At 60.8% G+C, this 21,771-nt stretch carries 18 protein-coding genes; 13 read left to right on the top strand and 5 right to left on the bottom strand.

Translation table 11 applies throughout. The features are described from left to right. Positions 1-11: 11 nt before the first annotated feature. Positions 12-1,211 (top strand): succinyldiaminopimelate transaminase, encoded by a 1,200-nt coding sequence (dapC, locus tag M2397_RS03280; protein WP_131697258.1) that lies wholly within the window; start codon positions 12-14, stop codon positions 1,209-1,211. Between the two features lie 176 nt (positions 1,212-1,387). Next, complete coding sequence (locus M2397_RS03275; protein WP_259242289.1) at positions 1,388-2,155, top strand: M12 family metallopeptidase; 768 nt, start codon at positions 1,388-1,390, stop codon at positions 2,153-2,155. Positions 2,156-2,163: 8 nt separating this feature from the next. Here M2397_RS03275 and M2397_RS03270 read toward each other — a convergent pair whose 3' ends face one another. After that, on the bottom strand, positions 2,164-3,807 hold the full coding sequence (locus M2397_RS03270; protein ID WP_259242288.1) for a Na+/H+ antiporter: 1,644 nt from the start codon (positions 3,805-3,807) through the stop codon (positions 2,164-2,166). A gap of 265 nt (positions 3,808-4,072) precedes the next feature. Between M2397_RS03270 and M2397_RS03265 the strand changes: the two genes are divergently transcribed. The 4 genes from M2397_RS03265 (at position 4,073) to M2397_RS03250 (ending at position 7,128) form a co-directional block, all read left to right on the top strand. Next, complete coding sequence (locus M2397_RS03265) at positions 4,073-4,381, top strand: arsenate reductase (RefSeq protein WP_231982825.1); 309 nt, start codon at positions 4,073-4,075, stop codon at positions 4,379-4,381. A 32-nt stretch (positions 4,382-4,413) separates the two neighbouring features. Then, complete coding sequence (dapD, locus tag M2397_RS03260) at positions 4,414-5,448, top strand: 2,3,4,5-tetrahydropyridine-2,6-dicarboxylate N-succinyltransferase (RefSeq protein WP_027604485.1); 1,035 nt, start codon at positions 4,414-4,416, stop codon at positions 5,446-5,448. Positions 5,449-5,512: 64 nt separating this feature from the next. Next, on the top strand, positions 5,513-6,718 hold the full coding sequence (locus M2397_RS03255) for an aminotransferase class V-fold PLP-dependent enzyme (protein ID WP_131697262.1): 1,206 nt from the start codon (positions 5,513-5,515) through the stop codon (positions 6,716-6,718). Continuing rightward, positions 6,715-7,128, top strand: a complete 414-nt coding sequence (locus M2397_RS03250; RefSeq protein WP_131697263.1) for a SufE family protein — start codon at positions 6,715-6,717, stop codon at positions 7,126-7,128. Before M2397_RS03255 ends, M2397_RS03250 begins: the two co-directional genes overlap by 4 nt. Before the next feature lie 21 nt (positions 7,129-7,149). On the opposite strand, the gene tcdA is transcribed toward M2397_RS03250, so the two are convergent. Continuing rightward, complete coding sequence (gene tcdA, locus M2397_RS03245; protein WP_131697264.1) at positions 7,150-7,965, bottom strand: tRNA cyclic N6-threonylcarbamoyladenosine(37) synthase TcdA; 816 nt, start codon at positions 7,963-7,965, stop codon at positions 7,150-7,152. A 211-nt stretch (positions 7,966-8,176) separates the two neighbouring features. Here tcdA and M2397_RS03240 point away from each other — a divergent pair, with 211 nt between their 5' ends. From M2397_RS03240 to M2397_RS03225, 4 genes are all read left to right on the top strand, one after another. Further along, positions 8,177-10,768: a glycosyltransferase gene (locus tag M2397_RS03240; protein WP_131697265.1), complete on the top strand. Its 2,592-nt coding sequence runs from the start codon at positions 8,177-8,179 to the stop codon at positions 10,766-10,768. 111 nt (positions 10,769-10,879) lie between these two features. Beyond that, positions 10,880-12,031 (top strand): succinyl-diaminopimelate desuccinylase, encoded by a 1,152-nt coding sequence (dapE, locus tag M2397_RS03235; protein WP_131697266.1) that lies wholly within the window; start codon positions 10,880-10,882, stop codon positions 12,029-12,031. Continuing rightward, positions 12,031-12,840 (top strand): putative RNA methyltransferase, encoded by an 810-nt coding sequence (locus M2397_RS03230; protein ID WP_184744476.1) that lies wholly within the window; start codon positions 12,031-12,033, stop codon positions 12,838-12,840. The genes dapE and M2397_RS03230 overlap by 1 nt, the downstream gene beginning before the upstream one ends. Positions 12,841-12,894: 54 nt before the next feature. Further along, positions 12,895-13,272, top strand: coding sequence for a hypothetical protein (locus tag M2397_RS03225; RefSeq protein WP_065938761.1), 378 nt, complete (start codon positions 12,895-12,897; stop codon positions 13,270-13,272). 133 nt (positions 13,273-13,405) lie between these two features. Here M2397_RS03225 and M2397_RS03220 read toward each other — a convergent pair whose 3' ends face one another. Further along, positions 13,406-13,615 (bottom strand): cold-shock protein, encoded by a 210-nt coding sequence (locus M2397_RS03220; protein WP_032891681.1) that lies wholly within the window; start codon positions 13,613-13,615, stop codon positions 13,406-13,408. 180 nt (positions 13,616-13,795) lie between these two features. Between M2397_RS03220 and plsB the strand changes: the two genes are divergently transcribed. From plsB to M2397_RS03205, 3 genes are read left to right on the top strand one after another with little or no spacing between them, the layout of a single operon-like run. Next, positions 13,796-16,300, top strand: coding sequence for a glycerol-3-phosphate 1-O-acyltransferase PlsB (gene plsB / locus M2397_RS03215; protein ID WP_145335069.1), 2,505 nt, complete (start codon positions 13,796-13,798; stop codon positions 16,298-16,300). A 51-nt stretch (positions 16,301-16,351) separates the two neighbouring features. Beyond that, positions 16,352-16,753, top strand: a complete 402-nt coding sequence (locus M2397_RS03210) for a YbaY family lipoprotein (RefSeq protein ID WP_131697269.1) — start codon at positions 16,352-16,354, stop codon at positions 16,751-16,753. 22 nt (positions 16,754-16,775) lie between these two features. Continuing rightward, positions 16,776-17,465, top strand: a complete 690-nt coding sequence (locus M2397_RS03205) for a DUF4197 domain-containing protein (protein WP_131697270.1) — start codon at positions 16,776-16,778, stop codon at positions 17,463-17,465. 83 nt (positions 17,466-17,548) lie between these two features. Here the strand turns inward: M2397_RS03205 and M2397_RS03200 are convergent, their stop codons facing one another. Together M2397_RS03200 and M2397_RS03195 are read right to left on the bottom strand one after the other, a co-directional pair. Continuing rightward, positions 17,549-18,142 carry a LysE family translocator gene (locus tag M2397_RS03200; protein WP_131697271.1) on the bottom strand — a complete coding sequence of 198 codons (594 nt, stop codon included), beginning with the start codon at positions 18,140-18,142 and terminating at the stop codon, positions 17,549-17,551. Positions 18,143-18,700: 558 nt separating this feature from the next. Then, the gene (locus tag M2397_RS03195; RefSeq protein ID WP_259242286.1) at positions 18,701-21,766 is read right to left on the bottom strand and encodes an efflux RND transporter permease subunit; all 3,066 of its coding nucleotides are present in this window, start codon (positions 21,764-21,766) and stop codon (positions 18,701-18,703) included. Between the last annotated feature and the right edge of the window lie 5 nt (positions 21,767-21,771).

Here is a 21,771-nt window from a genome sequence, read left to right as displayed (position 1 = left end):
GAGATCCACCGATGAACAACGCCCTGAATCAGCTCCAGCCCTACCCGTTCGAAAAGCTACGCGCCCTGCTGGGCAGCGTCACACCGAACCCGGACAAGCGCCCGATCGCGTTGTCCATCGGCGAGCCCAAGCACAAGTCGCCGCAGTTCGTTGCCGATGCCCTGGCCAACAACCTCGACCAGATGGCGGTGTACCCCACCACCCTGGGCATCCCGGCTTTGCGCGAGGCCATTGGCGCCTGGTGCGAGCGCCGCTTCGACGTACCCAAGGGCTGGCTGGATCCGGCGCGCAATATCCTGCCGGTCAACGGCACCCGTGAAGCGCTGTTTGCCTTCACCCAGACCGTGGTCAACCGTGGTGACGACGCGCTGGTGGTCAGCCCGAATCCGTTCTACCAGATCTACGAAGGCGCGGCGTTCCTGGCCGGGGCCAAGCCACATTACCTGCCCTGCCTGGATGAAAACGGCTTCAACCCGGATTTCGACGCCGTGTCGCCAGACATCTGGAAACGCTGCCAGATCCTGTTCCTCTGCTCCCCGGGCAACCCGACGGGTGCACTGATCCCGGTCGACACCCTGAAAAAACTCATCGCCCTGGCCGACGAACATGACTTCGTGATCGCCGCCGACGAGTGCTACAGCGAACTCTACTTCGACGAACAAACCCCACCGCCGGGCCTGCTCAGCGCGTGTGTCGAACTGGGCCGCCAGGACTTCAAGCGCTGCGTGGTGTTCCACAGCCTGTCCAAGCGCTCCAACCTGCCAGGCCTGCGTTCCGGTTTTGTCGCGGGCGATGCCGAGATCCTCAAGGGCTTCCTGCTGTACCGCACTTACCATGGTTGTGCGATGCCGGTACAAACCCAGCTGGCAAGTATCGCGGCCTGGCAGGACGAGGCCCATGTGCAGGCCAACCGGGACTTGTACCGCGAGAAGTTTGATGCCGTGCTGGCGATCCTCAAGCCGGTGCTGGACGTACAGGCCCCGGACGGCGGGTTCTACCTGTGGCCGAATGTACAAGGCGATGATGCCGCGTTCTGCCGCGATTTGTTCGTCGAGGAACACGTGACCGTGGTGCCGGGTTCGTACCTGTCCCGGGAAGTGGATGGCGTCAACCCTGGGGCTGGCCGTGTGCGCCTGGCGCTGGTTGCACCGCTTGCCGAGTGCGTGGAAGCGGCTGAGCGAATTCGGGACTTCATTCAGCGTCACCGCTGATCCCAAGGGCCGCTCGCGCGTTCCGGAGCGGCCAACTCAAAGAAAGATCAAGCAACCCTTTGAATGGGAACACGCCCGCGTTTCTCACCCACCAAAAGTAGTAGCCAACAATGATGCCAATGGCAGCCCATGCCGTTCATGGCGGCCTGGCCTTTTACTTTTGATGGAGAGAAGACATGACCGTCTGCAACTTGCCTCCCCCTACTTCCTCATACAACACAGCCGCCTTTACGACGCCCGAATCAAATCCCACCCGGCATAAACGTGGCATCGCCACCCCCGACAAACTCTGGCCACAGCATTCAGTCCTGAAGATAGCTTTGCTGGATATGACGGACGCGCAGAAGACGCTGGTAAAAGCCAATATAAGAAAATGGACGCCTCACACCAACCTGCACTTCAAGTTCGTCGATACAGCGCATGGCGATATCAGAATTACCGCAAATAACACGAGCACTGCAGGCTGGTCGTACATTGGAACGGACGCAAAAAATATCTCCCCCTCTGAACCGACGATGAGCATTGGCTTCGGCAGTTCGCCGGAACGTATTGAGGCGCAGGTGCTACATGAGTTTGGTCATGCGCTGGGTTTAAGGCATGAACACCAGCATCCGGATCGGACATTGGTATTTGATGAGGATGAAGTTTACAAAGATTACGAATCCCGAAATAAAACAAGAGGTGACGCTTACCACGACGTCCTCAAGAAATCACACCGCAGCACCGTGAAAACTTCACCTTACGATGAACAATCAATCATGCATTACAGTTTTTCCAAGCCCCGATTGAAAAGTCCAAACGAAATCCCTAAACCGTTGCAACTGTCGGACGGCGATAAGGGTTTTATTCAATCGCTTTATCCGCAGGACAGCACGCCTGCGGGGCAACTGATTTATACGTTGATGAAGGTGTTAATCAAACCTGATCGCCCTCCAACTGTGTAATACCTCCTCTACTTCACGGGCCCCAAGTTCGCCTCACTCATATCCAGCTCTGCCAGCACCTCTCGCAACACGTCATCACCAATCTGGTGATGACGGCTCAAGCTGTACAGCTCCAACCGCTGCGCGCGCAGCGCCTTGAGACGCAACTTTCGCTCCAGTTGGTCCATCTGCTGTGCCAATGCCTGGGCTTCGGCCGAGTCATTGAACACTTCCAACTGATGGCGATATTCCGACATCAGGCGTGCCTTGAGTTCAGTGGCCAACGCGGCCTGGGCGGCGTCCTGGGTTGCGATGTCAACGGGCTCCTCTGCCTCCAAGGCATGGATCGCCGCCACGGCGGTTTTTTTCCAGGCCTCGCGCACTTCGTTATGGCGCTTTTCATCCGGACTCTTTTCAACGCCGCGCAAGAGCAGCGGCAGGGCGATGCATGCGGCGACCAGTGACAGCAGGATCACACCGGCCGCGATAAAGATCAGCAGGTCGCGCTCGGGGAAACTCTGGCCCGGCACCAGCAACAATGGCACCGACATTACACCGGCCAGGGTCACCGCACCGCGCACTCCGCCCACGGTCAACAGCCAACAGGAACGCGCGGTCGGCACCAGGGTCAACTCACTTTTTCCACGTAGCCGCCGGAGTAAACCCGACAGGCGCCAGATGCTCTGTACCCAGATAAAGCGCAACACCACCAGCACCAGAAAGATCGCAATCACATCCAGGCAGCGATACAACAAGGCGGGCCACAGCGTCGGCTCATGACTGACCACGGCCTTGATGATGTCCGGCAGTTGCAGGCCCAGCAGCAGGAAGATCAGGCCATTGAAAGCAAACTCCAGCAATGACCAGACACTGCGATTGAGCAAACGCGTGCTGGTCTGGCGAGGCAACAGGTCGAGCCAGCTTTGCATCATGCCCGCCGCGACCGCCGACAAGATGCCCGAGGCGCCGAGGCGTTCGGCCAGCACGTAGGCCGCAAACGGCAGCAGCAACATGAACACCACGTGCGTTGCCGGGTCATCCCAACCTCGAGCAATCATCCAGGCACGCAGGCGGCCGACCAGCCAGCTCAGCGCCACCCCGACCGCCAGGCCGCCCACGGCCACCAAAACAAAGGTCAGGCTGGCATCGGCCAGAGAGAACACGCCGGTCAATGCTGCGGCCAAGGCGAACTTGAAGGTCACCAGGCCCGAGGCATCATTCATCAACGCTTCGCCCTGGAGCATATGCATCAGCGGTGTCGGCAAGCGGTTCTGGGCAATCGCCGACACGGCCACGGCATCTGTCGGCGACAACACGGCAGCGAGGGCGAAGGCCACCGGCAGCGGGATCGTCGGCAATAGCCAATGAATGAAGTAGCCAGCACCGACCACGGTGAACAGTACCAGGCCGACGGCCAGCGTCAGGATCGGCCCACGCAGGCGCCACAATTCGCGCTTGGGCATGCGCCAGCCATCGGAGAACAGCAGCGGTGGCAGGAATAGAAACAGGAACAGCTCCGGGTCCAGCGCCACATGCAGCCCCAGTGTGGGCCAGGCCAGCAAGGCGCCAGCGGCAATCTGCACCAGGGGTAACGGCAGGGGGATGACACGCCCGACCAGACGCGAAACGCTGACCAGCATCAGCAGGATAAGAACGGTGTAGGCGGTTTGCATAACGCGGTTTCCCGGACAATCGACTTGCAACGACACATCAGGCAACAACCAGCCGTTGAAGTGCCATATTACCCGGCTATGTTAAGCGCTGGCTTTTGCACAAAGGTCGCACGATGCTGACGAGCGGCACCCAAACCCGCTGGTCGTGGCATAATCCGTGATCTTTCATTTTCATTGGCACTGACATCAGTAAAGCAGGGGGGGCAATTCCTTGACCGCTTCAAGCAAAACGTTGCACCTTTTCGGCATCAAAGCCTGCGACACCATGAAAAAGGCGCGCACCTGGCTCGATGAGCACGCGGTGAGCTATGAGTTCCACGACTACAAAACGGCCGGTATCGACCGTGAACACTTGACCCAATGGTGCAACGAGCACGGTTGGCAGGTGGTTTTGAACCGTGCGGGCACCACCTTTCGCAAACTCGAAGACGAACGCAAAGCCGATCTCGATCAGTCGAAAGCCATTGAATTGATGCTCGCACAACCTTCGATGATCAAGCGTCCGGTGCTTGATCTCGGTGACAGAACCCTGATTGGCTTCAAGCCAGATAGTTATTCGGCGGCCCTCAAGTAGGCCAGCCCTTCCATTTTTGTAGAGGTAACAGCATGTCCAATTCCCTGTTCAGCCTGGGCTTCGGCGTCGGCACTCAGAACCGCCAAGGTGCTTGGCTGGAAGTGTTTTACGCACAACCCTTGCTCAACCCATCGGCTGAAATCGTTGCCGCCATCGCGCCGATCCTCGGCTACAGCGAAGGCAACCAGGCGATCACCTTCACCGTCGCCCAGGCCCTGCAACTGGCTGACGCGCTCAAGGGCGTCGACGCCACCCAAGCCGCTCTGCTGAGCCGTCTGGCTGAAAGCCACACGCCGCTGGTTGCGACCTTGCTGGCCGAAGACGCCGCACTGACGTCCACCCCAGAGGCCTACCTCAAGCTGCACCTGCTGTCCCATCGCCTGGTCAAGCCACACGGCCTGAGCCTCGCCGGTGTGTTCCCGCAGTTGCCGAACGTGGCCTGGACCAGCCAGGGCGCAATCGACATCAATGAGCTGGCCGAACGCCAACTGGAAGCACGCCTGCGTGGCGAGTTGCTGGAAGTGTTCTCGGTGGACAAGTTCCCGAAAATGACCGACTACGTGGTACCGAGCGGCGTGCGTATCGCTGATGCCGCGCGTATCCGCCTGGGTGCCTATGTGGGCGAAGGCACCACCGTGATGCACGAAGGTTTCGTCAACTTCAACGCCGGCACCGAAGGCCCGGGCATGATCGAAGGCCGTGTATCGGCTGGCGTGTTCGTCGGCAAGGGTTCGGACCTGGGCGGCGGTTGCTCGACCATGGGCACCCTGTCGGGCGGCGGCAACATCGTGATCAAGGTCGGAGAAGGCTGCCTGATCGGCGCCAATGCCGGTATCGGTATCCCGTTGGGCGACCGCAACACCGTGGAGTCGGGCCTGTACGTGACCGCCGGCACCAAGGTTGCATTGCTGGACGAGTCGAACCAACTGGTCAAGGTGGTCAAGGCGCGCGAGCTGGCCGGCCAACCGGACCTGCTGTTCCGCCGCAACTCCGAGACCGGTGCCGTGGAGTGCAAAACCCACAAATCGGCCATCGAACTGAACGAAGCGCTGCACGCTCACAACTAAGCAGCCACTCGATGCCACTAGCGGGCCCCGACCCTGGAGCCCGCTTATACGAGTCTTGAACACCATGCTAGTGCCCTCCCCCTGGCGCGCCGACTTTCCGGCCATCGCCACCCTGCAACGGCAAGACCAGACCTACCTGGACAACGCCGCCACCACGCAAAAACCCCAAGCCTTGCTGGATGCCATCAGCCATTACTACGTCAATGGCGCCGCCAATGTGCACCGTGCCCAGCATTTGCCGGGAGCCCATGCGACCCAAGCCTTCGAGGACAGTCGCAGCAAGGTTGCGCAGTGGTTGAATGCAGGTGACAGCGGGCAAATCGTGTTTACCCACGGCGCGACGTCAGCGCTGAACCTCTTGGCTTATGGCCTTGAGCACTTATTCAATGCGGGCGATGAGCTTGTCATCAGCGCCCTGGAACACCACGCCAACCTATTGCCGTGGCAGCAACTGGCCAAGCGTCGCGCGCTCACACTGGTGCTATTGCCGCTCGACGATGACGGCGTGATCGACCTGCAAGCCGCCGCCGAGTTGATCGGCCCGCGTACGCGCCTGCTGGCGGTGAGCCAACTGTCCAACGTCCTCGGCACCTGGCAGCCGCTGCAAGCCTTGCTGGCGTTGGCCCAGACCCACGGCGCCCTGACAGTGGTCGATGGCGCCCAAGGCATCGTCCACGGCCGTCACGACGTGCAGGCCCTGGGCTGCGACTTCTATGTGTTTTCCAGCCACAAGCTGTACGGCCCCGACGGCGTCGGCGTGCTGTATGGCCGCAACGAGGCCCTGCATCACCTGCGCCATTGGCAATTCGGTGGCGAGATGGTGCAACAGGCCGACTACCACAGCGCCAGCTTCCGCCCGGCACCGCTGGGGTTCGAGGCCGGCACCCCACCGATTGCCGGCGTGATCGGCCTGGGCGCGACGCTGGACTACCTGAGTTCGCTGGACCCAAAGGCGATTCTCACCCATGAAGCGGCCCTGCATGACTACCTGTTGCGCGGGCTGCAAGCGCGCAAGGGTGTCCGTGTGCTGGGTTCGCCGCAGGCGGCGCTGGTCAGCTTTGTGGTCGAGGGCGTGCACAACGCCGACCTTGCGCACCTGCTGACCGAGCAAGGCATTGCCGTACGTGCCGGGCATCATTGCGCGATGCCGCTGCTCAAGGCGATGCACTTGTCGGGTGCGATCCGCGTATCCCTGGCGCTGTATAACGACTCCGATGATCTGGAGCGCTTCTTCGAAGCGCTGGACCAGGCGCTGGATATGCTGCGATGAGCCTGCCGGTGGATGCAGTTGCCGCGCTGGAGGCCTTTCAGTCGGTGGGCAGCTGGGAGCAACGCGCGCGAATGCTGATGCAGTGGGGTGAACGTCTGCCCGTATTGGCGGATGAGGAGAAGGTCGATGCCAACCTGGTGCAGGGCTGTGAGAGCCTGGTGTGGTTGGTGGGGCGCTTCGAGCACGGTCATTGGCAATTCGCCGCGAGCAGCGATGCGCGGATGATTCGTGGCTTGGTGGCATTGCTGCTGGCGCGGGTCAATGGGTTGTCGGCGGACGAGTTGCAGGCGGTCGACTTGCCTGACTGGTTCAATCAACTCGGGCTTTCCCGCCAACTGTCGCCATCGCGCAGCAATGGCTTGAATGCAGTCCTGCAGCGCATGCGAACGCTAAGCCATACACAGGACTAAAGGTGGGAGGGGCGGTGCGATTCAGGCGGGTTTGACCCGCTCGGAAGGCCTGCGCACCCCGGCCACAATCTTATCCACCGCCTTGGTCGCCGCGACCATGCCGAAGGTCGCCGTCACCATCATCACCGCGCCAAACCCGCCGGCGCAGTCGAGCTTCACCCCATCACCGACAAAACTCTTCTGCAAACAGATGCTGCCATCCGGCTTGGGATAACGCAGTTGCTCGGTGGAAAACACACACGGCACGCTGTAATGACGGGTCACGGTGCGGGAAAAGCCGTAGTCACGGCGTAAGGTGGAGCGCACTTTCGACGCCAACGGGTCATTGAAGGTGCGGTTCAGGTCGCACACCTGGATCAGCGTCGGGTCGATCTGCCCGCCGGCGCCGCCGGTGGTGATGATCTGGATCTTGCGGCGCTTGCACCAGGCGATCAGCGCGGCCTTGGCGTTGACGGCATCGATGCAGTCGATCACGCAATCGATGTTGGGCGTGATGTATTCGGCCATGGTCTCGCGGGTCACGAAATCTGCCACCGCATGCACCGTGCAGTCCGGATTGATGCCGCGCAAACGCTCGGCCATCACCTCGACCTTGGGCTTGCCCACGGTGCTGTCCAGGGCGTGCAGCTGGCGGTTGCTGTTGCTGACGCAGACGTCGTCCAGGTCGAACAGCGAAATCTCGCCCACCCCGCAGCGGGCCATGGCTTCCGCCGCCCACGAGCCCACGCCGCCGACACCGACGATCGCCACATGGGCCGCTTTCAAGCGTTCCAGGCCTTCAATGCCATACAAACGGGCGACGCCTGCAAACCGCGGATCTTCTGTGCTCATGACCATTACCCCAAAAACCGGCGCGCATTATGGACTACGTAGCGACAAGTTCGAAGCCACAAGCTACAAGTAAAGAACTTAGAGGGTGTTTCGCTGACTAACGTCCGGCTTTTCTCTGTCTGCTATACGCTCAGGGAGCGGCCGGTGTAGGATGCGCGCCGTTCGGCGCAGGCCGACACCTCTTTTCGTTCCGCACCCTTTGGAACCCGAAATAGCCATGTCATCGCGTAAATTTGGACTCAACCTGGTGGTAGTGCTGGCAATTGCCGCGCTGTTCACCGGCTTCTGGGCGCTGATCAACCGCCCGGTCACTGCTCCCAACTGGCCCGAGCAGATCTCCGGTTTTTCCTACTCGCCGTTCCAGCAAGGCCAGTTCCCGCAGAAAGACCAGTACCCCACCGACGAACAGATGCGTCGCGATCTGGAGATCATGAGCAAGCTGACGGACAACATCCGTACTTACTCGGTCGACGGCACATTGGGGGACATTCCCAAGCTCGCCGAAGAGTTCGGCCTGCGCGTAACGCTGGGGATCTGGATCAGCCCGGATCTGGAGCGTAACGAGCGCGAGGTCCAGCGCGCCATCGAGATCGCCAACAGCTCGCGCAGTGTCGTGCGGGTTGTCGTCGGTAACGAGGCCCTGTTCCGTGAAGAGATCACCCCTGAAGCGCTGATTGTGCTGCTGGACCGGGTGCGCGCCGCCGTGAAAGTCCCGGTGACGACCTCCGAGCAATGGCATATCTGGGAAAAGAACCCGCAACTGGCCAAGCACGTCGACCTGATCGCCGCGCACATCCTGCCGTTCTGGGAATACATCCCGATGGACAAGGCCGGCCAGTATGTCCTCGACCGCGCCAAGGATCTGAAGAAACTGTTCCCGAAAAAGCCGCTGCTGCTGTCGGAAGTTGGCTGGCCAAGCAACGGTCGTATGCGCGGTGGCAATGAAACGTCCCCGGCAGACCAGGCGATTTACCTGCGTACGCTGGTGAACAAGCTGAACCGCCAGGGCTACAACTACTTCGTGATCGAGGCGTTCGACCAGCCGTGGAAAGTCAGCGACGAAGGCTCGGCCGGCGCTTATTGGGGCGTGTATAACGCCGCGCGCCAGCAGAAGTTCAACTTCGAAGGGCCCGTCGTTGCCATCCCGCAATGGCGCGTCCTGGCGATCGGATCGGTGGTGCTCGCATTGCTGTCGCTGACCCTGCTGATGATTGACGGCTCATCCCTGCGCCAGCGTGGCCGCACCTTCCTGACCTTTATCGCGTTCCTCTGCGGTTCGGTACTGGTGTGGATCGGCTACGACTACAGCCAGCAATACAGCACGTGGTTCAGCGTGACCGTCGGCATTTTGTTGGCCCTGGGCGCCCTCGGCGTATTCATCGTGTTGCTGACCGAAGCCCACGAACTGGCGGAAGCGGTCTGGACCCACAAGCGCCGGCGTGAATTCCTGCCGGTGGAAGGGGAATCAGACTACCGCCCGAAAGTGTCGATCCATGTGCCGTGCTACAACGAGCCGCCAGAGATGGTCAAACAGACCCTCGACGCCCTGGCCGCCCTCGATTACCCGGACTACGAAGTCCTGATCATCGACAACAACACCAAGGACCCGGCGGTATGGGAACCGGTGCGCGACTACTGCGACACCCTCGGCCCGCGCTTCAAGTTTTTCCACGTCGCACCCCTGGCCGGTTTCAAGGGCGGTGCACTGAACTACCTGATCCCGCACACCGCCAAGGATGCCGAAGTGATTGCGGTGATCGACTCGGACTACTGCGTATCGCCGAACTGGCTCAAGCACATGGTGCCGCACTTCGCCGACCCGAAAATCGCCGTGGTGCAGTCGCCGCAGGACTACCGCGACCAGAACGAAAGCACCTTCAAGAAGCTCTGCTACGCCGAATACAAAGGCTTCTTCCATATCGGCATGGTCACCCGTAACGACCGCGACGCGATCATCCAGCACGGCACCATGACCATGACCCGTCGCTCGGTGCTCGAGGAGCTGGGCTGGGCCGACTGGTGCATCTGCGAAGACGCCGAACTGGGCCTGCGGGTATTCGAGAAAGGCCTGTCGGCGGCGTACTACCACGACAGCTACGGCAAGGGCCTGATGCCGGATACCTTTATCGACTTCAAGAAACAGCGTTTCCGCTGGGCCTATGGCGCGATCCAGATCATCAAGCGTCACACCGCCAGCCTGCTGCGCGGCAAAGACACCGAGCTGACCCGCGGCCAGCGCTACCACTTCCTCGCGGGCTGGTTGCCGTGGGTGGCGGACGGCATGAACATCTTCTTCACCGTCGGCGCGCTGTTGTGGTCGGCGGCGATGATCATCGTGCCGACCCGGGTCGACCCGCCGCTGCTGATTTTCGCGATCCCGCCGTTGGCGTTGTTCGTGTTCAAGGTGGGCAAGATCATCTTCCTGTACCGCCGTGCGGTGGGCGTGAACCTCAAGGACGCGTTCTGCGCCGCCCTGGCTGGCCTGGCGCTGTCCCACACCATCGCCAAGGCGGTGCTGTATGGCTTCTTCACCACCAGCATTCCGTTCTTTCGTACACCGAAAAACGCGGATAACCACGGCTTCTGGGTAGCAATTTCCGAAGCCCGCGAAGAAATGTTCATCATGCTGCTGCTGTGGGGCGCGGCGCTGGGGATCTACCTGGTGCAAGGCCTGCCGAGCAATGACATACGTTTCTGGGTGGTGATGCTGCTGGTGCAATCGCTGCCGTATGTGGCGGCATTGATCATGGCGTTCCTGTCGTCGCTGCCAAAACCGGCCGTGGCACCTGAGCCTGCACCTGCGGCTTAAAAACTTGCGCAATGCACTAAACGGCGGCCTCTGGCCGCCGTTTTGCTATAAGATAACGGCCGTTTTGTCTGCCCGCCCTGCTCTTCCAAACATGCTTTCCGGAGTTTTCCCATGACGGCCCATGCCGACCTTTCGCCGACCCTTCAACTTGCCATCGACCTGATCCGTCGCCCCTCGGTTACGCCGATCGACGCCGATTGCCAGAAGCTGATGATGCAGCGCCTGGGCGACGCCGGTTTTGCGCTGGAGCCGATGCGTATCGAGGATGTGGACAACTTCTGGGCCACCCATGGCAAGCACGAGGGTCCGGTGCTGTGCTTCGCCGGCCACACCGACGTGGTCCCCACCGGTCCGGTGCACGCCTGGCAGAACGACCCGTTCGACGCATTGATCGACGAAAACGGCATGCTCTGCGGGCGTGGCGCAGCGGACATGAAGGGCAGCCTGGCCGCGATGCTGGTGGCGGCGGAGCGCTTCGTCAGCGACTACCCGGACCACAAGGGCTCGGTCGCTTTCCTGATCACCAGCGATGAGGAAGGCCCGGCGCACCACGGCACCAAGGCCGTGATTGAACGCCTGGCGGCGCGCAAGGAGCGCCTGGACTGGTGCATCGTCGGCGAACCGTCGAGCACCACCCTGGTGGGCGACGTAGTCAAGAACGGCCGTCGCGGCTCCCTCGGTGCCACCCTGACCGTGCGCGGTGTGCAGGGCCATGTGGCCTACCCGCACCTGGCGAAGAACCCGATCCACCTGGCCGCACCGGCCCTGGCCGAACTGGCCGCCGAACACTGGGACAACGGCAACGCCTTCTTCCCGCCGACCAGCTTCCAGATCTCCAACCTCAACTCTGGCACCGGCGCCACCAACGTGATTCCGGGTGACCTGACGGCGGTGTTCAACTTCCGTTTTTCCACCGAATCCACTGTCGAAGGCCTGCAACAGCGGGTTGCGGCGATTCTCGACAAGCATGGCCTGGACTGGCATGTGGAGTGGGCGCTGTCGGGCCTGCCGTTCCTCACCGAGCCGGGCGCGTTGCTCGATGCGGTGTCGGCCAGCATCAAGGCGATCACCGGGCGTGAGACCCAGGCCTCCACCAGTGGCGGTACCTCCGATGGGCGCTTCATTGCGACCCTCGGCACCCAGGTGGTCGAGTTGGGCCCGGTGAATGCGACGATCCACCAGGTCAACGAGCGGATCCTGGCCAGCGACCTCGATGTGCTGACCGAAATCTATTACCAGACCCTGATCAAGTTGCTCGCCTGATGCTTGCCTGCCCCATTTGCAGCGCACCGCTCAACGCGGTGGACAATGGCGTGGCGTGTCCCGCCGGGCACCGTTTCGACCGCGCGCGCCAGGGTTACCTGAACCTGTTGCCGGTGCAGCACAAGAACAGCCGCGACCCGGGCGACAACCTGGCCATGGTCGAGGCGCGTCGTGACTTTCTCAACGCCGGGCACTACGCCCCGGTAGCCAAGCGCCTGGCCGAGCTGGCCGCCGAACGTGCACCGCAGCGCTGGGTGGACATCGGTTGCGGCGAGGGTTACTACACCGCGCAAATCGCCGCGGCCCTGCCCCATGCCGATGGCTACGCGCTGGACATTTCCAAGGAAGCGGTCAAGCGCGCGTGCAAGCGCAACCCGGCGCTGACCTGGTTGATCGCCAGTATGGCCCGCGTGCCGTTGGCCGACGCCAGCTGCCAGTTCCTCGCCAGTGTGTTCAGCCCGTTGGACTGGCAAGAGGCCAAGCGCCTGCTCAGCCCGGGCGGCGGCCTGATGAAGGTCGGCCCTACCAGCGGCCATCTGATGGAACTGCGCGAGCGCCTGTACGACGAAGTGCGCGAGTACACCGACGACAAGCACCTGGCCCTGGTGCCGGACGGCATGAGCCTGGCGCACAGCGAAACCCTGGAATTCACGTTGAGCCTGGCCGAGCCCCAGGACCGCGCCAACCTGCTGGCCATGACCCCTCACGGCTGGCGCGCCAGTGCCGAACGCCGTGCCGAGGTGATCGAGGCGGCCGAACCGCTGCTGGTCACGGTATCGATGCGCTACGATTATTTCGTGCTTCAATAACCGACTTTTAAACATCCGCGAATGGATTTTCGAATCCCGCAACGAGGAATATCCATGCGCCAACCCGATATCGAGATTTACCTGAAGGACGCCGACGTCGACTACAAGGCCATCGCCGCTTGGCTGGGCACCGCCCTGGGCCCTTGCAGCGACTGGGTTCAACGTGGCCAGACCTACAAATGCAAGGCCGGCAATGTGCCGGTCACCTGGCTGCCGAAAGCCGTAGGCAAGTGGAACAGCCTGTACCTGGAAAGTGACCAGACGCCGTGGGAAGACGACATTGCCTGCGCCCGCGCTGCGTTTGCTGCACTGAACGTGGAAGTGCGCTGCGCGCCGGGAAGCTGGGTCGAGGAGGAAGGTGAGGAAAGCGCCGACACCTGGATTCGCATCAGCGCAGACGGTGAAGAGCAGATCACCTGGAAAACTGCCTGAGCCTGAGCGGGAAACCACAATCAACATGTGGGAGGGGGCTTGCCCCCGATAGCGGTGTATCAGCCAATGTATTCAGTGACTGACACTCTGCCATCGGGAGCAAGCCCCCTCCCACATGGGTTCAGTGGTGAACTTACAGGCCGACCACATCCTCCGCCTGCAACCCCTTCTCGCCAGTCACCACGGCATATTCCACCTGCTGGCCCTCGGCCAACGAACGGTGGCCATCGCCGCGAATGGCGCGGTAGTGCACAAACACATCCTTGCCATCTTCACGCTGGATAAAGCCATAGCCCTTGGCGTCGTTGAACCACTTCACATTGCCTGTCTCGCGCGTTGCCATCTGTTCACTCCCACTTGATTGTTATTGTTGAGCCGGTCGCGTTGAACTGCCGAGTATAAGACAGGCTCAAAAACGATCAACTCAAGTTTACATGGCTGCTTTTTTGCCGATTTTCGGCGAATACGGCACACTACCCGCCCGAGCGCCTGCTCGGTTTTTCCCACTTGAAGCAGCTCGCCTATGACCCGCTCCCCGTTCCGCCGTCTGGTATTTGGCACCTTGCGCCGACTGTTGTACCTCTGGGTTCGCTCGGAGACGATCAACCAGTCGTCCCTAACCCTTAACCTCGACCGCAGCCGGCCGGTGTTTTACGTCCTGCAATCGCCCTCCCTCACCGAATTGGCCGTGGTCGATGCCGAGTGCACCAAGGCAGGCCTGCCGCGCCCGGTGCTGCCGGTATCGGTAGGCCCGTTGATGGAACCCGCGGCGTTCTTTTACCTCACGCCCGAGCCGGACTGGCTGGGGCGTCAGGACAAGCGCGGCGCCCCGCCGACCCTGACCCGACTGGTCAACACCCTCAGCGAACACGCCGAAGAGAATGCACAAATCATTCCGGTCAGCGTGTTCTGGGGGCAAACCCCTGCCAGCGAGTCCAGCCCGTGGAAACTGCTGTTTGCCGACAGCTGGGCGGTCACCGGGCGTCTACGCCGGTTGTTGAGCATTCTGATCCTGGGACGCAAGACCCGCGTGCAATTCTCCGCGCCCATCAACCTGCGTGAATTGATCGAGCACAATAAAGGCCACGAACGCACCGTTCGCATGGCCCAACGCATCCTGCGCGTGCACTTTCGTAACCTGAAGACTGCGGTGATTGGCCCCGATTTGTCCCACCGGCGCAATCTGGTGAAAGGCCTGGTCAACATGCCGCTGGTGCGCCAGGCCATCCTTGACGAAGCCGAGCGGGAAAAAATCAGTCCGGAAAAAGCCAAGGCCCTGGCCCTGCGCTACGGCAATGAGATCGCCTCGGACTACACCTACACCGCGATCCGCTTCCTGGAAGTGGTCCTGAGCTGGTTCTGGAACAAAATCTACGACGGCATCAAGGTCAATAACATTGAGGGCGTGCAAAAGGTTGCCCAGGGCTACGAGGTGATTTATGTGCCTTGCCACCGCAGCCATATCGACTACCTGCTGCTGTCCTACCTGCTGTTCAAGAACGGCCTGACCCCGCCGCATATCGCCGCCGGCATCAACCTGAACATGCCGGTGATCGGCAGCCTGTTGCGCCGCGGCGGTGCGTTTTTCATGCGCCGCACCTTCAAGGGCAACCCGCTGTACACCTCGGTGTTCAACGAATACCTGCATACCCTGTTCACCAAGGGCTTCCCGGTGGAGTACTTCGTCGAAGGCGGACGCTCGCGCACCGGGCGCATGTTGCAGCCGAAGACCGGGATGCTGGCCATCACCCTGCGCAGCTTCCTGCGTTCCTCGCGCATGCCGATCGTGTTCGTGCCGGTGTATATCGGCTATGAGCGCGTGCTCGAAGGCCGTACGTATCTCGGCGAGCTGCGTGGGGCGAGCAAGAAGAAAGAGTCGATCTTCGATATTTTCAAAGTGGTCGGCGCGCTCAAGCAGCGCTTTGGCCAGGTCGCGGTCAACTTCGGCGAGCCGATCAAGCTGGCGGAATTCCTCGACGCCGAGCAACCGGACTGGCGCGCCCAGGAACTGGGCCCGAACTACAAACCGGCCTGGCTCAACGAAACCACCAACCGCCTCGGCGAGCAGGTGGCCCGCCACTTGAACGAAGCCGCCGCGGTGAACCCGGTGAACCTGGTCGCCCTGGCGCTGTTGTCCACCACACGCCTGGCCCTGGATGAACAGGCCATGGCCCGCCAGTTGGACCTGTACCTGGCGCTGCTGCGCCGCGTGCCTTATTCGCCCCACACCACCTTGCCCGAAGGCGACGGCCTGGCGCTGATCAAGCACGTCAAGGACATGAACCTGCTGTCGGAACAGAGCGATGCCTTGGGCAAGATTCTGTACCTGGACGAGCAGAACGCCGTCCTGATGACCTACTACCGCAACAACGTGCTGCACATCTTCGCTCTGCCGGCGCTGCTGGCCAGCTTCTTCCAAAGCAGCTCGCGGATGAGCCGCGAACAGATCCTGCGCTATACCCATGCGCTGTACCCGTACCTGCAATCGGAACTGTTTATTCGCTGGTCACTGGACGAGTTGGATACCGTGGTCGATCAATGGCTGGACGCGTTCGTCGAACAAGGCCTGCTGCGCTTCGAAAACAACGTGTACCTGCGCCCTGCACCGAGCTCACGACACTTCGTGTTGCTGACGCTACTGTCCAAAACCATCGCACAGACCCTGCAACGCTTCTACATGGCGATCTCGCTGCTGCTCAACAGCGGCCAGAACAGCATCAGCGCCGAAGAACTGGAAGACCTGTGCACGATCATGGCCCAGCGCCTGTCGATCCTGCATGGCCTCAACGCCCCGGAATTCTTCGACAAGAGCCTTTTCCGACATTTCATCCAGACCTTGCTGGAGCAAGATGTGCTGCGCCGCGACGAGGCCGGCAAGTTGAGCTACCACGATCTGCTCGGCGAACTGGCCGAAGGCGCGGCCAAACGCGTGTTGCCCGCGGAGATTCGCCTGTCGATCCGCCAGGTGGCCTTGCACCGTGTGGATGGCGCGGCGGAAGCGCCGGTGGAAGCAGAAGAAACACGCTAGATTGAACAAGGCGCCAGTTGGATGCTGGCGCCGTTGAAAAGGAGCTGCACCATGAAAAAAATCATTCTCCTGGGCCTCACCGCCCTGCTGGGAGCCTGCCAATCCATGCATCCCGCCCCCAAGGCCAGCCTCGACGGCGAAGTGTTCTACCTGCAACGCATCGCCCTGCCGCCCGCCGCCACCTTGAGTGTCAGCCTCCAGGACGTGTCCCTGGCGGATACGCCCGCTGTGACGCTGGCCGAGCAGAAAGGCCCGGTCAAAGGCCAGGTGCCGCTGCCGTTTCACTTGACCTACGACCCCGCACAGATCAAGCCGGGCCACAGTTATTCGGTGAGCGCTCGCATCGAACTGGATGGCAAGCTACTGTTTATCACCACCGAACGGCACACAGTGCAGCTCAACGGCCAGGATCCACAGCCGCTGCGCGTGCGCGTGAACGCCGTAGCACCCTGACTTCGAACATAAGGAAGCGTCCATGCTCCGCAACTCCCTTCGCCTCACTGCCCTGTTTGCCGGCCTGCTGCTCGGCGCCAATGCCATGGCTCTGGACCTCAGTAGCCTGTCCCAGGGCGACGCCAGCGGCGGCCTCAAGGACGCCTTGACCCAGGGCGCACAGATCGCCGTAAAACAACTCGGTGTACCCGGCGGTTTCAGCAACAACCCTGAAGTGAAGATCGGCCTGCCGGGCAAGCTGGGCAAAGTCGCCGAAAAACTGAAAATGTTCGGCATGGGTGACCAGGTCACGCAGTTGGAAGACAGCATGAACAAAGCTGCTGAAACCGCCGTGACCCAGGCCCAGCCGATCCTGGTCAACGCGGTGAAAAACATGAGCGTGACCGACGCCAAGGGCATCCTCAGCGGCGGCCAGGACTCCGCCACCCAGTACTTGAACAAGAGCAGTCGCGAACAGATCCGCGCCAAGTTCCTGCCGATCGTCAAGGCCGCTACCGACAAGGTGGGCGTGGCCCAGCAGTACAACGCCCTCGCAGGTAAGGCCGCCGCGTTTGGCGCCGTGGATGCCAAGAGCGCCAACGTCGAAAACTACGTGACCGAACAGGCGCTGGATGGTTTGTTCAAGATGATTGCGCAGCAGGAAGAGACGATTCGCAAGAACCCGGCGGCTGCGGCTACCAGCCTGGCGAAGAAAGTGTTTGGCGCGCTGTAACCGAAAACTCCGCACTGGGTGCCTCGACACCCCTCACAACGCCAGGGTCGGTCATCCGATACCTGGCGTTTTTTGTCTCAGGCTCAATAAAAGAGCGAGTCGGCCAGGCGCCCCATCATTAGCGTGGCAAAACAGCAGATAGCCACAGAAGTCGCACGATTGATCTTCAAGGGCGTCAGCCAGGTCCTTCGAATACCCTCGAATTGACTCCCCAGAATAATCCAGGCCGAGCCCACGGGTATCACGACCAGCGCAAGCGTGGCCATGAATACGGTGTAGTCCAGCAACGCGGTAAATGTATGCGCTGGCGCGATAAACGAAACGATCAACAAGCCCTTGGGGTTCATCACCGTCAGCCAGAAGAAATACAGCCCGGAGAACCGATCCTTGCCTGGCGCAACAGCCTGCTCTTTGCGCTGCCATAACTGATAGGACACGTACAGCAAGTAACAGGTCGCGGCCATTTGCGTAGCCTTCAATGCCCAAGGCGAATACGTTGCCAGGTAAACCAGCGCCACGCCCCACAGTGACACCTGCAGCACGTAGGCCACGCACTCGACGTAGGCCAGCTTCCACGACGCCCGAAAGCCGAGCAGCACACCGGCGCGCAGCAACAGGGTGTTTGTCGGCCCGGGCACAACCAATAGCAACACGAGTGCTAAAACGGTACCCAACATGAACATTATCCTCAGTGGGTCATGAACAATCGTCTTTTCACCGATAGCCCTTACGGCTGCCAACCTGGCGAATAAAGTGTTGGGGCGTTGTATCACAGAGGCCGTTATTTATCGTGAAAAAAGCAAACGCCCCGTGGCATTCGGGGCTCTTGCAATTGCAGTGTGCGAAAAGACGCACGCTGCCAATCAACGTATTCAGTGGCTGATGAGGGTGTTTGTGTTGCTATTCTGAATCGTGATACCGCTTGTGGGTTGTACTGGCCTGAAGTTAATCGAATTTCTTTCCATATTCGATACCCTTTCCTCCAGATCACGCTTATTTCGACCTGAGTTGCAATCGTTGCACGTTTGCGATGGTTGACTGCCACCCAACAATGCACCAAACGCCATGTACATGCTGCCCAATGCCTGTAGCATCTTATTTCCGCCTCTATGAATGTCATGGAATCTTTATTCTGGCGATCAAACCGACCGAATAAAGTACCTGCCTGACAGGTAACCTTATGTGGCACGCGTGAGAAAAAGGTTCCCCATCAGCGCGCCAAGTTACTCCAAGGCTTACACAACACCCTTCCTCACCCGGAACCACGCCGCGTACAACGCCGGCAAGAACAGCAGCGTCAACGCCGTCGCCACAATCAGCCCGCCCATGATCGCCACCGCCATCGGCCCGAAGAACACGCTGCGTGACAGCGGGATCATCGCCAGCACCGCTGCGAGGGCGGTCAGCACAATCGGGCGGAAACGCCGCACGGTAGCTTCGATAATCGCCTGCCACGGCGCCAGGCCGGCCTTGATATCCTGCTCGATCTGGTCCACCAGGATCACCGAATTGCGCATGATCATCCCAGACAGCGCGATGGTCCCGAGCATGGCCACGAAGCCGAAGGGCTGGCGGAACACCAGCAGGAACAGCGTCACACCAATCAGGCCCAACGGCGCGGTCAGAAAAACCATCGCGGAGCGTGAGAAGCTGCGCAGTTGCAGCATCAGCAAGGTCAGCACCACCACGATAAACAGCGGCACACCGGCCTTCACCGAGTTCTGCCCGCGAGCGGAGTCCTCGACGGTGCCACCGACTTCCAGCAGGTAGCCATCCGGCAGTTCGGCGCGCACGCCTTCAAGGGTTGGCAGGATCTGCTGCACCAGGGTCGCCGGTTGTTCCTTGCCGTAGATATCGGCGCGCACGGTCACCGTCGGCAGACGGTTGCGGTGCCAGATAATGCCCTCTTCAAAGCCGTATTCGAGAGTGGCGATCTGCGACAGGGCCACGCTTTTGCCGTTGTCAGTCGGCACCGCCAGGCTTGGCAACAGCGACAACTCGGTGCGTTCGTGGACGGTGCCGCGCAGGAGGATTTCGATCAACTCGTTGTCCTCTCGGTATTGACTGACGCTGGAGCCGGTCAGTGAGCTTTGCAGGAATTTCGACAGGTTGGCGGTACTGACGCCGAGTGCGCGGGCGCGGTCCTGGTCGATATTGAGGTAGACGATCTTGCTCGGCTCTTCCCAGTCCAGGTGCACGTTGACCACGTGGGTATTTTCACGAACCTTGGCCGCGACTTTCCGCGCAAGGGCACGGACTTCCTCGATATGTTCGCCGGTTACGCGGAACTGCACCGGATAGCCCACGGGCGGGCCGTTCTCCAGGCGGGTGACACGGGAGCGCAGGTCGGGAAATTGTTCGTTAAGCGTTTCGATCAGCCAGGTGCGCAGGCTTTCGCGTCCCTCGATAGTTTTAGCCAACACCACGAACTGCGCAAAACTGGCCGCTGGCAGTTGCTGGTCCAGTGGCAGGTAGAAACGCGGCGAACCGGTGCCGACGTAGGCCACATAGTTATCAATGCCGGCGTGCTCCTTGAGCAAGGCTTCCAGGCGCTTGACCTGGTCGGCAGTGTTGCTCAGGGAAGCGCCTTCAGCCAGTTTCAGGTCGACCATCAGTTCCAGGCGGCCCGAGGCCGGGAAGAACTGTTGTGGCACAAAGCGAAACAACGCCACCGAGCCGATAAACAGCAGCAACGTCAGCACAATCACGGTTTTGCGCCGACGCACGCACCACTCCACCAAGCGTCTTACACGTTGGTAGAACGGCGTGCCGTAGGGATCCGGACCATCGGTGCCGTGTTTGGCCGCGTGAATCTTTGCCAGGTCCGGCAGGAGTTTTTCCCCCAGGTACGGCACAAACACCACGGCGGCGACCCATGAGGCGAGCAACGCGATGGTCACCACCTGGAAAATCGAGCGCGTGTATTCACCTGTGCTCGACTGCGCAGTAGCAATCGGCAGGAAGCCGGCCGCCGTGATCAGCGTGCCGGTGAGCATCGGGAAGGCCGTGCTGGTCCAGGCAAAACTGGCAGCCTTGAGCCGGTCGTAGCCCTGCTCCATTTTGATTGCCATCATTTCCACGGCGATGATCGCGTCATCCACCAGCAAGCCGAGGGCCAGCACCAACGCACCGAGGGAGATCTTGTGCAGGCCGATGCCGAGGTAATACATGGTGGCAAAGGTCATTGCCAGCACCAGCGGAATCGCCAGGGCTACGACCATGCCAGTGCGTACGCCGAGGGAGAAGAAGCTCACCAGCAAGACAATCGCCAACGCCTCGGCCAACACCTGCACGAATTCGCCGACGCCGGTTTTCACCGCTGCCGGTTGGTCTGACACCTTGCGCAGCTCCATGCCCGCCGGAAGGTTCTTTTGCAAGCGTGCGAATTCGCCTTCAAGAGCCTTGCCCAGCACCAGAATATCGCCGCCATCCCGCATGGCCACGGCCAGTCCGATAGCATCCGCCCCCATGTAACGCATGCGCGGCGCCGGTGGATCGTTGAAACCGCGGTGAATGTCGGCAACATCGCCGATGCGGAAGGTTCGATCACCGACACGAATAGGAAAGTTGCGGATCTCTTCCACCGTCTTGAAGTTACCCGACACACGCAGTTGCACACGCTCGCTCGGGGTTTCAAAGAAGCCGGCAGTGGACACCGCGTTCTGCTCCTGCAACGCCTGCTGTACAGCGGCCAACGGCAGGCCGAGGGTGGCGAGCTTGAGGTTGGACAGCTCGATCCAGATCTTCTCATCCTGTAGGCCAAGTAACTCGACCTTGCCCACATCCGCCACCCGTTGCAGCTGAATCTGGATGCGGTCGGCGTAGTCCTTAAGTACGGCATAGTCGAAGCCGTCGCCGGTCAGGGCGTAGATATTGCCGAAGGTGGTGCCGAACTCGTCGTTGAAAAACGGCCCCTGGATATCCGGCGGCAAGGTTTGCCGGATGTCGCTGATCTTCTTGCGCACCTGGTACCACAGCTCAGGAATCTTCACGGAGTGCATGGAGTCGCGCGCAATGAAGGTGACGGTGGACTCTCCTGGGCGAGAGAAGGAGACGATGCGCTCGTATTCGCCGGTCTCCATAAGTTTTTTCTCGATGCGCTCGGTGACCTGGCGCGAGACTTCCTGGGCCGTAGCGCCGGGCCAGTTGGTCTTGATCACCATGGCTTTGAAGGTGAACGGTGGGTCTTCGCTTTGCCCCAGCTTGGTATAGGACAAGGTACCGACCACAGCCAGCAGGATCATCAGAAACAGTACGATCTGGCGGTTACGCAACGCCCATTCGGAAAGATTGAAAGCCATCGGGG

This window comes from Pseudomonas sp. BIGb0381 (assembly GCF_024809815.1).
Lineage (GTDB): Bacteria > Pseudomonadota > Gammaproteobacteria > Pseudomonadales > Pseudomonadaceae > Aquipseudomonas.
This window is presented reverse-complemented; position numbering and strand designations above follow the sequence as displayed.

Coding starts and splice junctions, on each gene's coding strand:
- M2397_RS03225 (WP_065938761.1), top strand. CDS start 12,895: ATGCGCCAACCCGATATCGAGATTTACCTGAAGGACGCCGACGTCGAC.
- dapC (WP_131697258.1), top strand. CDS start 12: ATGAACAACGCCCTGAATCAGCTCCAGCCCTACCCGTTCGAAAAGCTA.
- dapE (WP_131697266.1), top strand. CDS start 10,880: ATGACGGCCCATGCCGACCTTTCGCCGACCCTTCAACTTGCCATCGAC.
- M2397_RS03275 (WP_259242289.1), top strand. CDS start 1,388: ATGACCGTCTGCAACTTGCCTCCCCCTACTTCCTCATACAACACAGCC.
- M2397_RS03250 (WP_131697263.1), top strand. CDS start 6,715: ATGAGCCTGCCGGTGGATGCAGTTGCCGCGCTGGAGGCCTTTCAGTCG.
- M2397_RS03270 (WP_259242288.1), bottom strand. CDS start 3,807: ATGCAAACCGCCTACACCGTTCTTATCCTGCTGATGCTGGTCAGCGTT.
- M2397_RS03230 (WP_184744476.1), top strand. CDS start 12,031: ATGCTTGCCTGCCCCATTTGCAGCGCACCGCTCAACGCGGTGGACAAT.
- M2397_RS03265 (WP_231982825.1), top strand. CDS start 4,073: ATGAAAAAGGCGCGCACCTGGCTCGATGAGCACGCGGTGAGCTATGAG.
- tcdA (WP_131697264.1), bottom strand. CDS start 7,965: ATGGTCATGAGCACAGAAGATCCGCGGTTTGCAGGCGTCGCCCGTTTG.
- M2397_RS03255 (WP_131697262.1), top strand. CDS start 5,513: ATGCTAGTGCCCTCCCCCTGGCGCGCCGACTTTCCGGCCATCGCCACC.
- M2397_RS03210 (WP_131697269.1), top strand. CDS start 16,352: ATGAAAAAAATCATTCTCCTGGGCCTCACCGCCCTGCTGGGAGCCTGC.
- plsB (WP_145335069.1), top strand. CDS start 13,796: ATGACCCGCTCCCCGTTCCGCCGTCTGGTATTTGGCACCTTGCGCCGA.
- dapD (WP_027604485.1), top strand. CDS start 4,414: ATGTCCAATTCCCTGTTCAGCCTGGGCTTCGGCGTCGGCACTCAGAAC.
- M2397_RS03205 (WP_131697270.1), top strand. CDS start 16,776: ATGCTCCGCAACTCCCTTCGCCTCACTGCCCTGTTTGCCGGCCTGCTG.
- M2397_RS03220 (WP_032891681.1), bottom strand. CDS start 13,615: ATGGCAACGCGCGAGACAGGCAATGTGAAGTGGTTCAACGACGCCAAG.
- M2397_RS03195 (WP_259242286.1), bottom strand. CDS start 21,766: ATGGCTTTCAATCTTTCCGAATGGGCGTTGCGTAACCGCCAGATCGTA.
- M2397_RS03240 (WP_131697265.1), top strand. CDS start 8,177: ATGTCATCGCGTAAATTTGGACTCAACCTGGTGGTAGTGCTGGCAATT.
- M2397_RS03200 (WP_131697271.1), bottom strand. CDS start 18,142: ATGTTGGGTACCGTTTTAGCACTCGTGTTGCTATTGGTTGTGCCCGGG.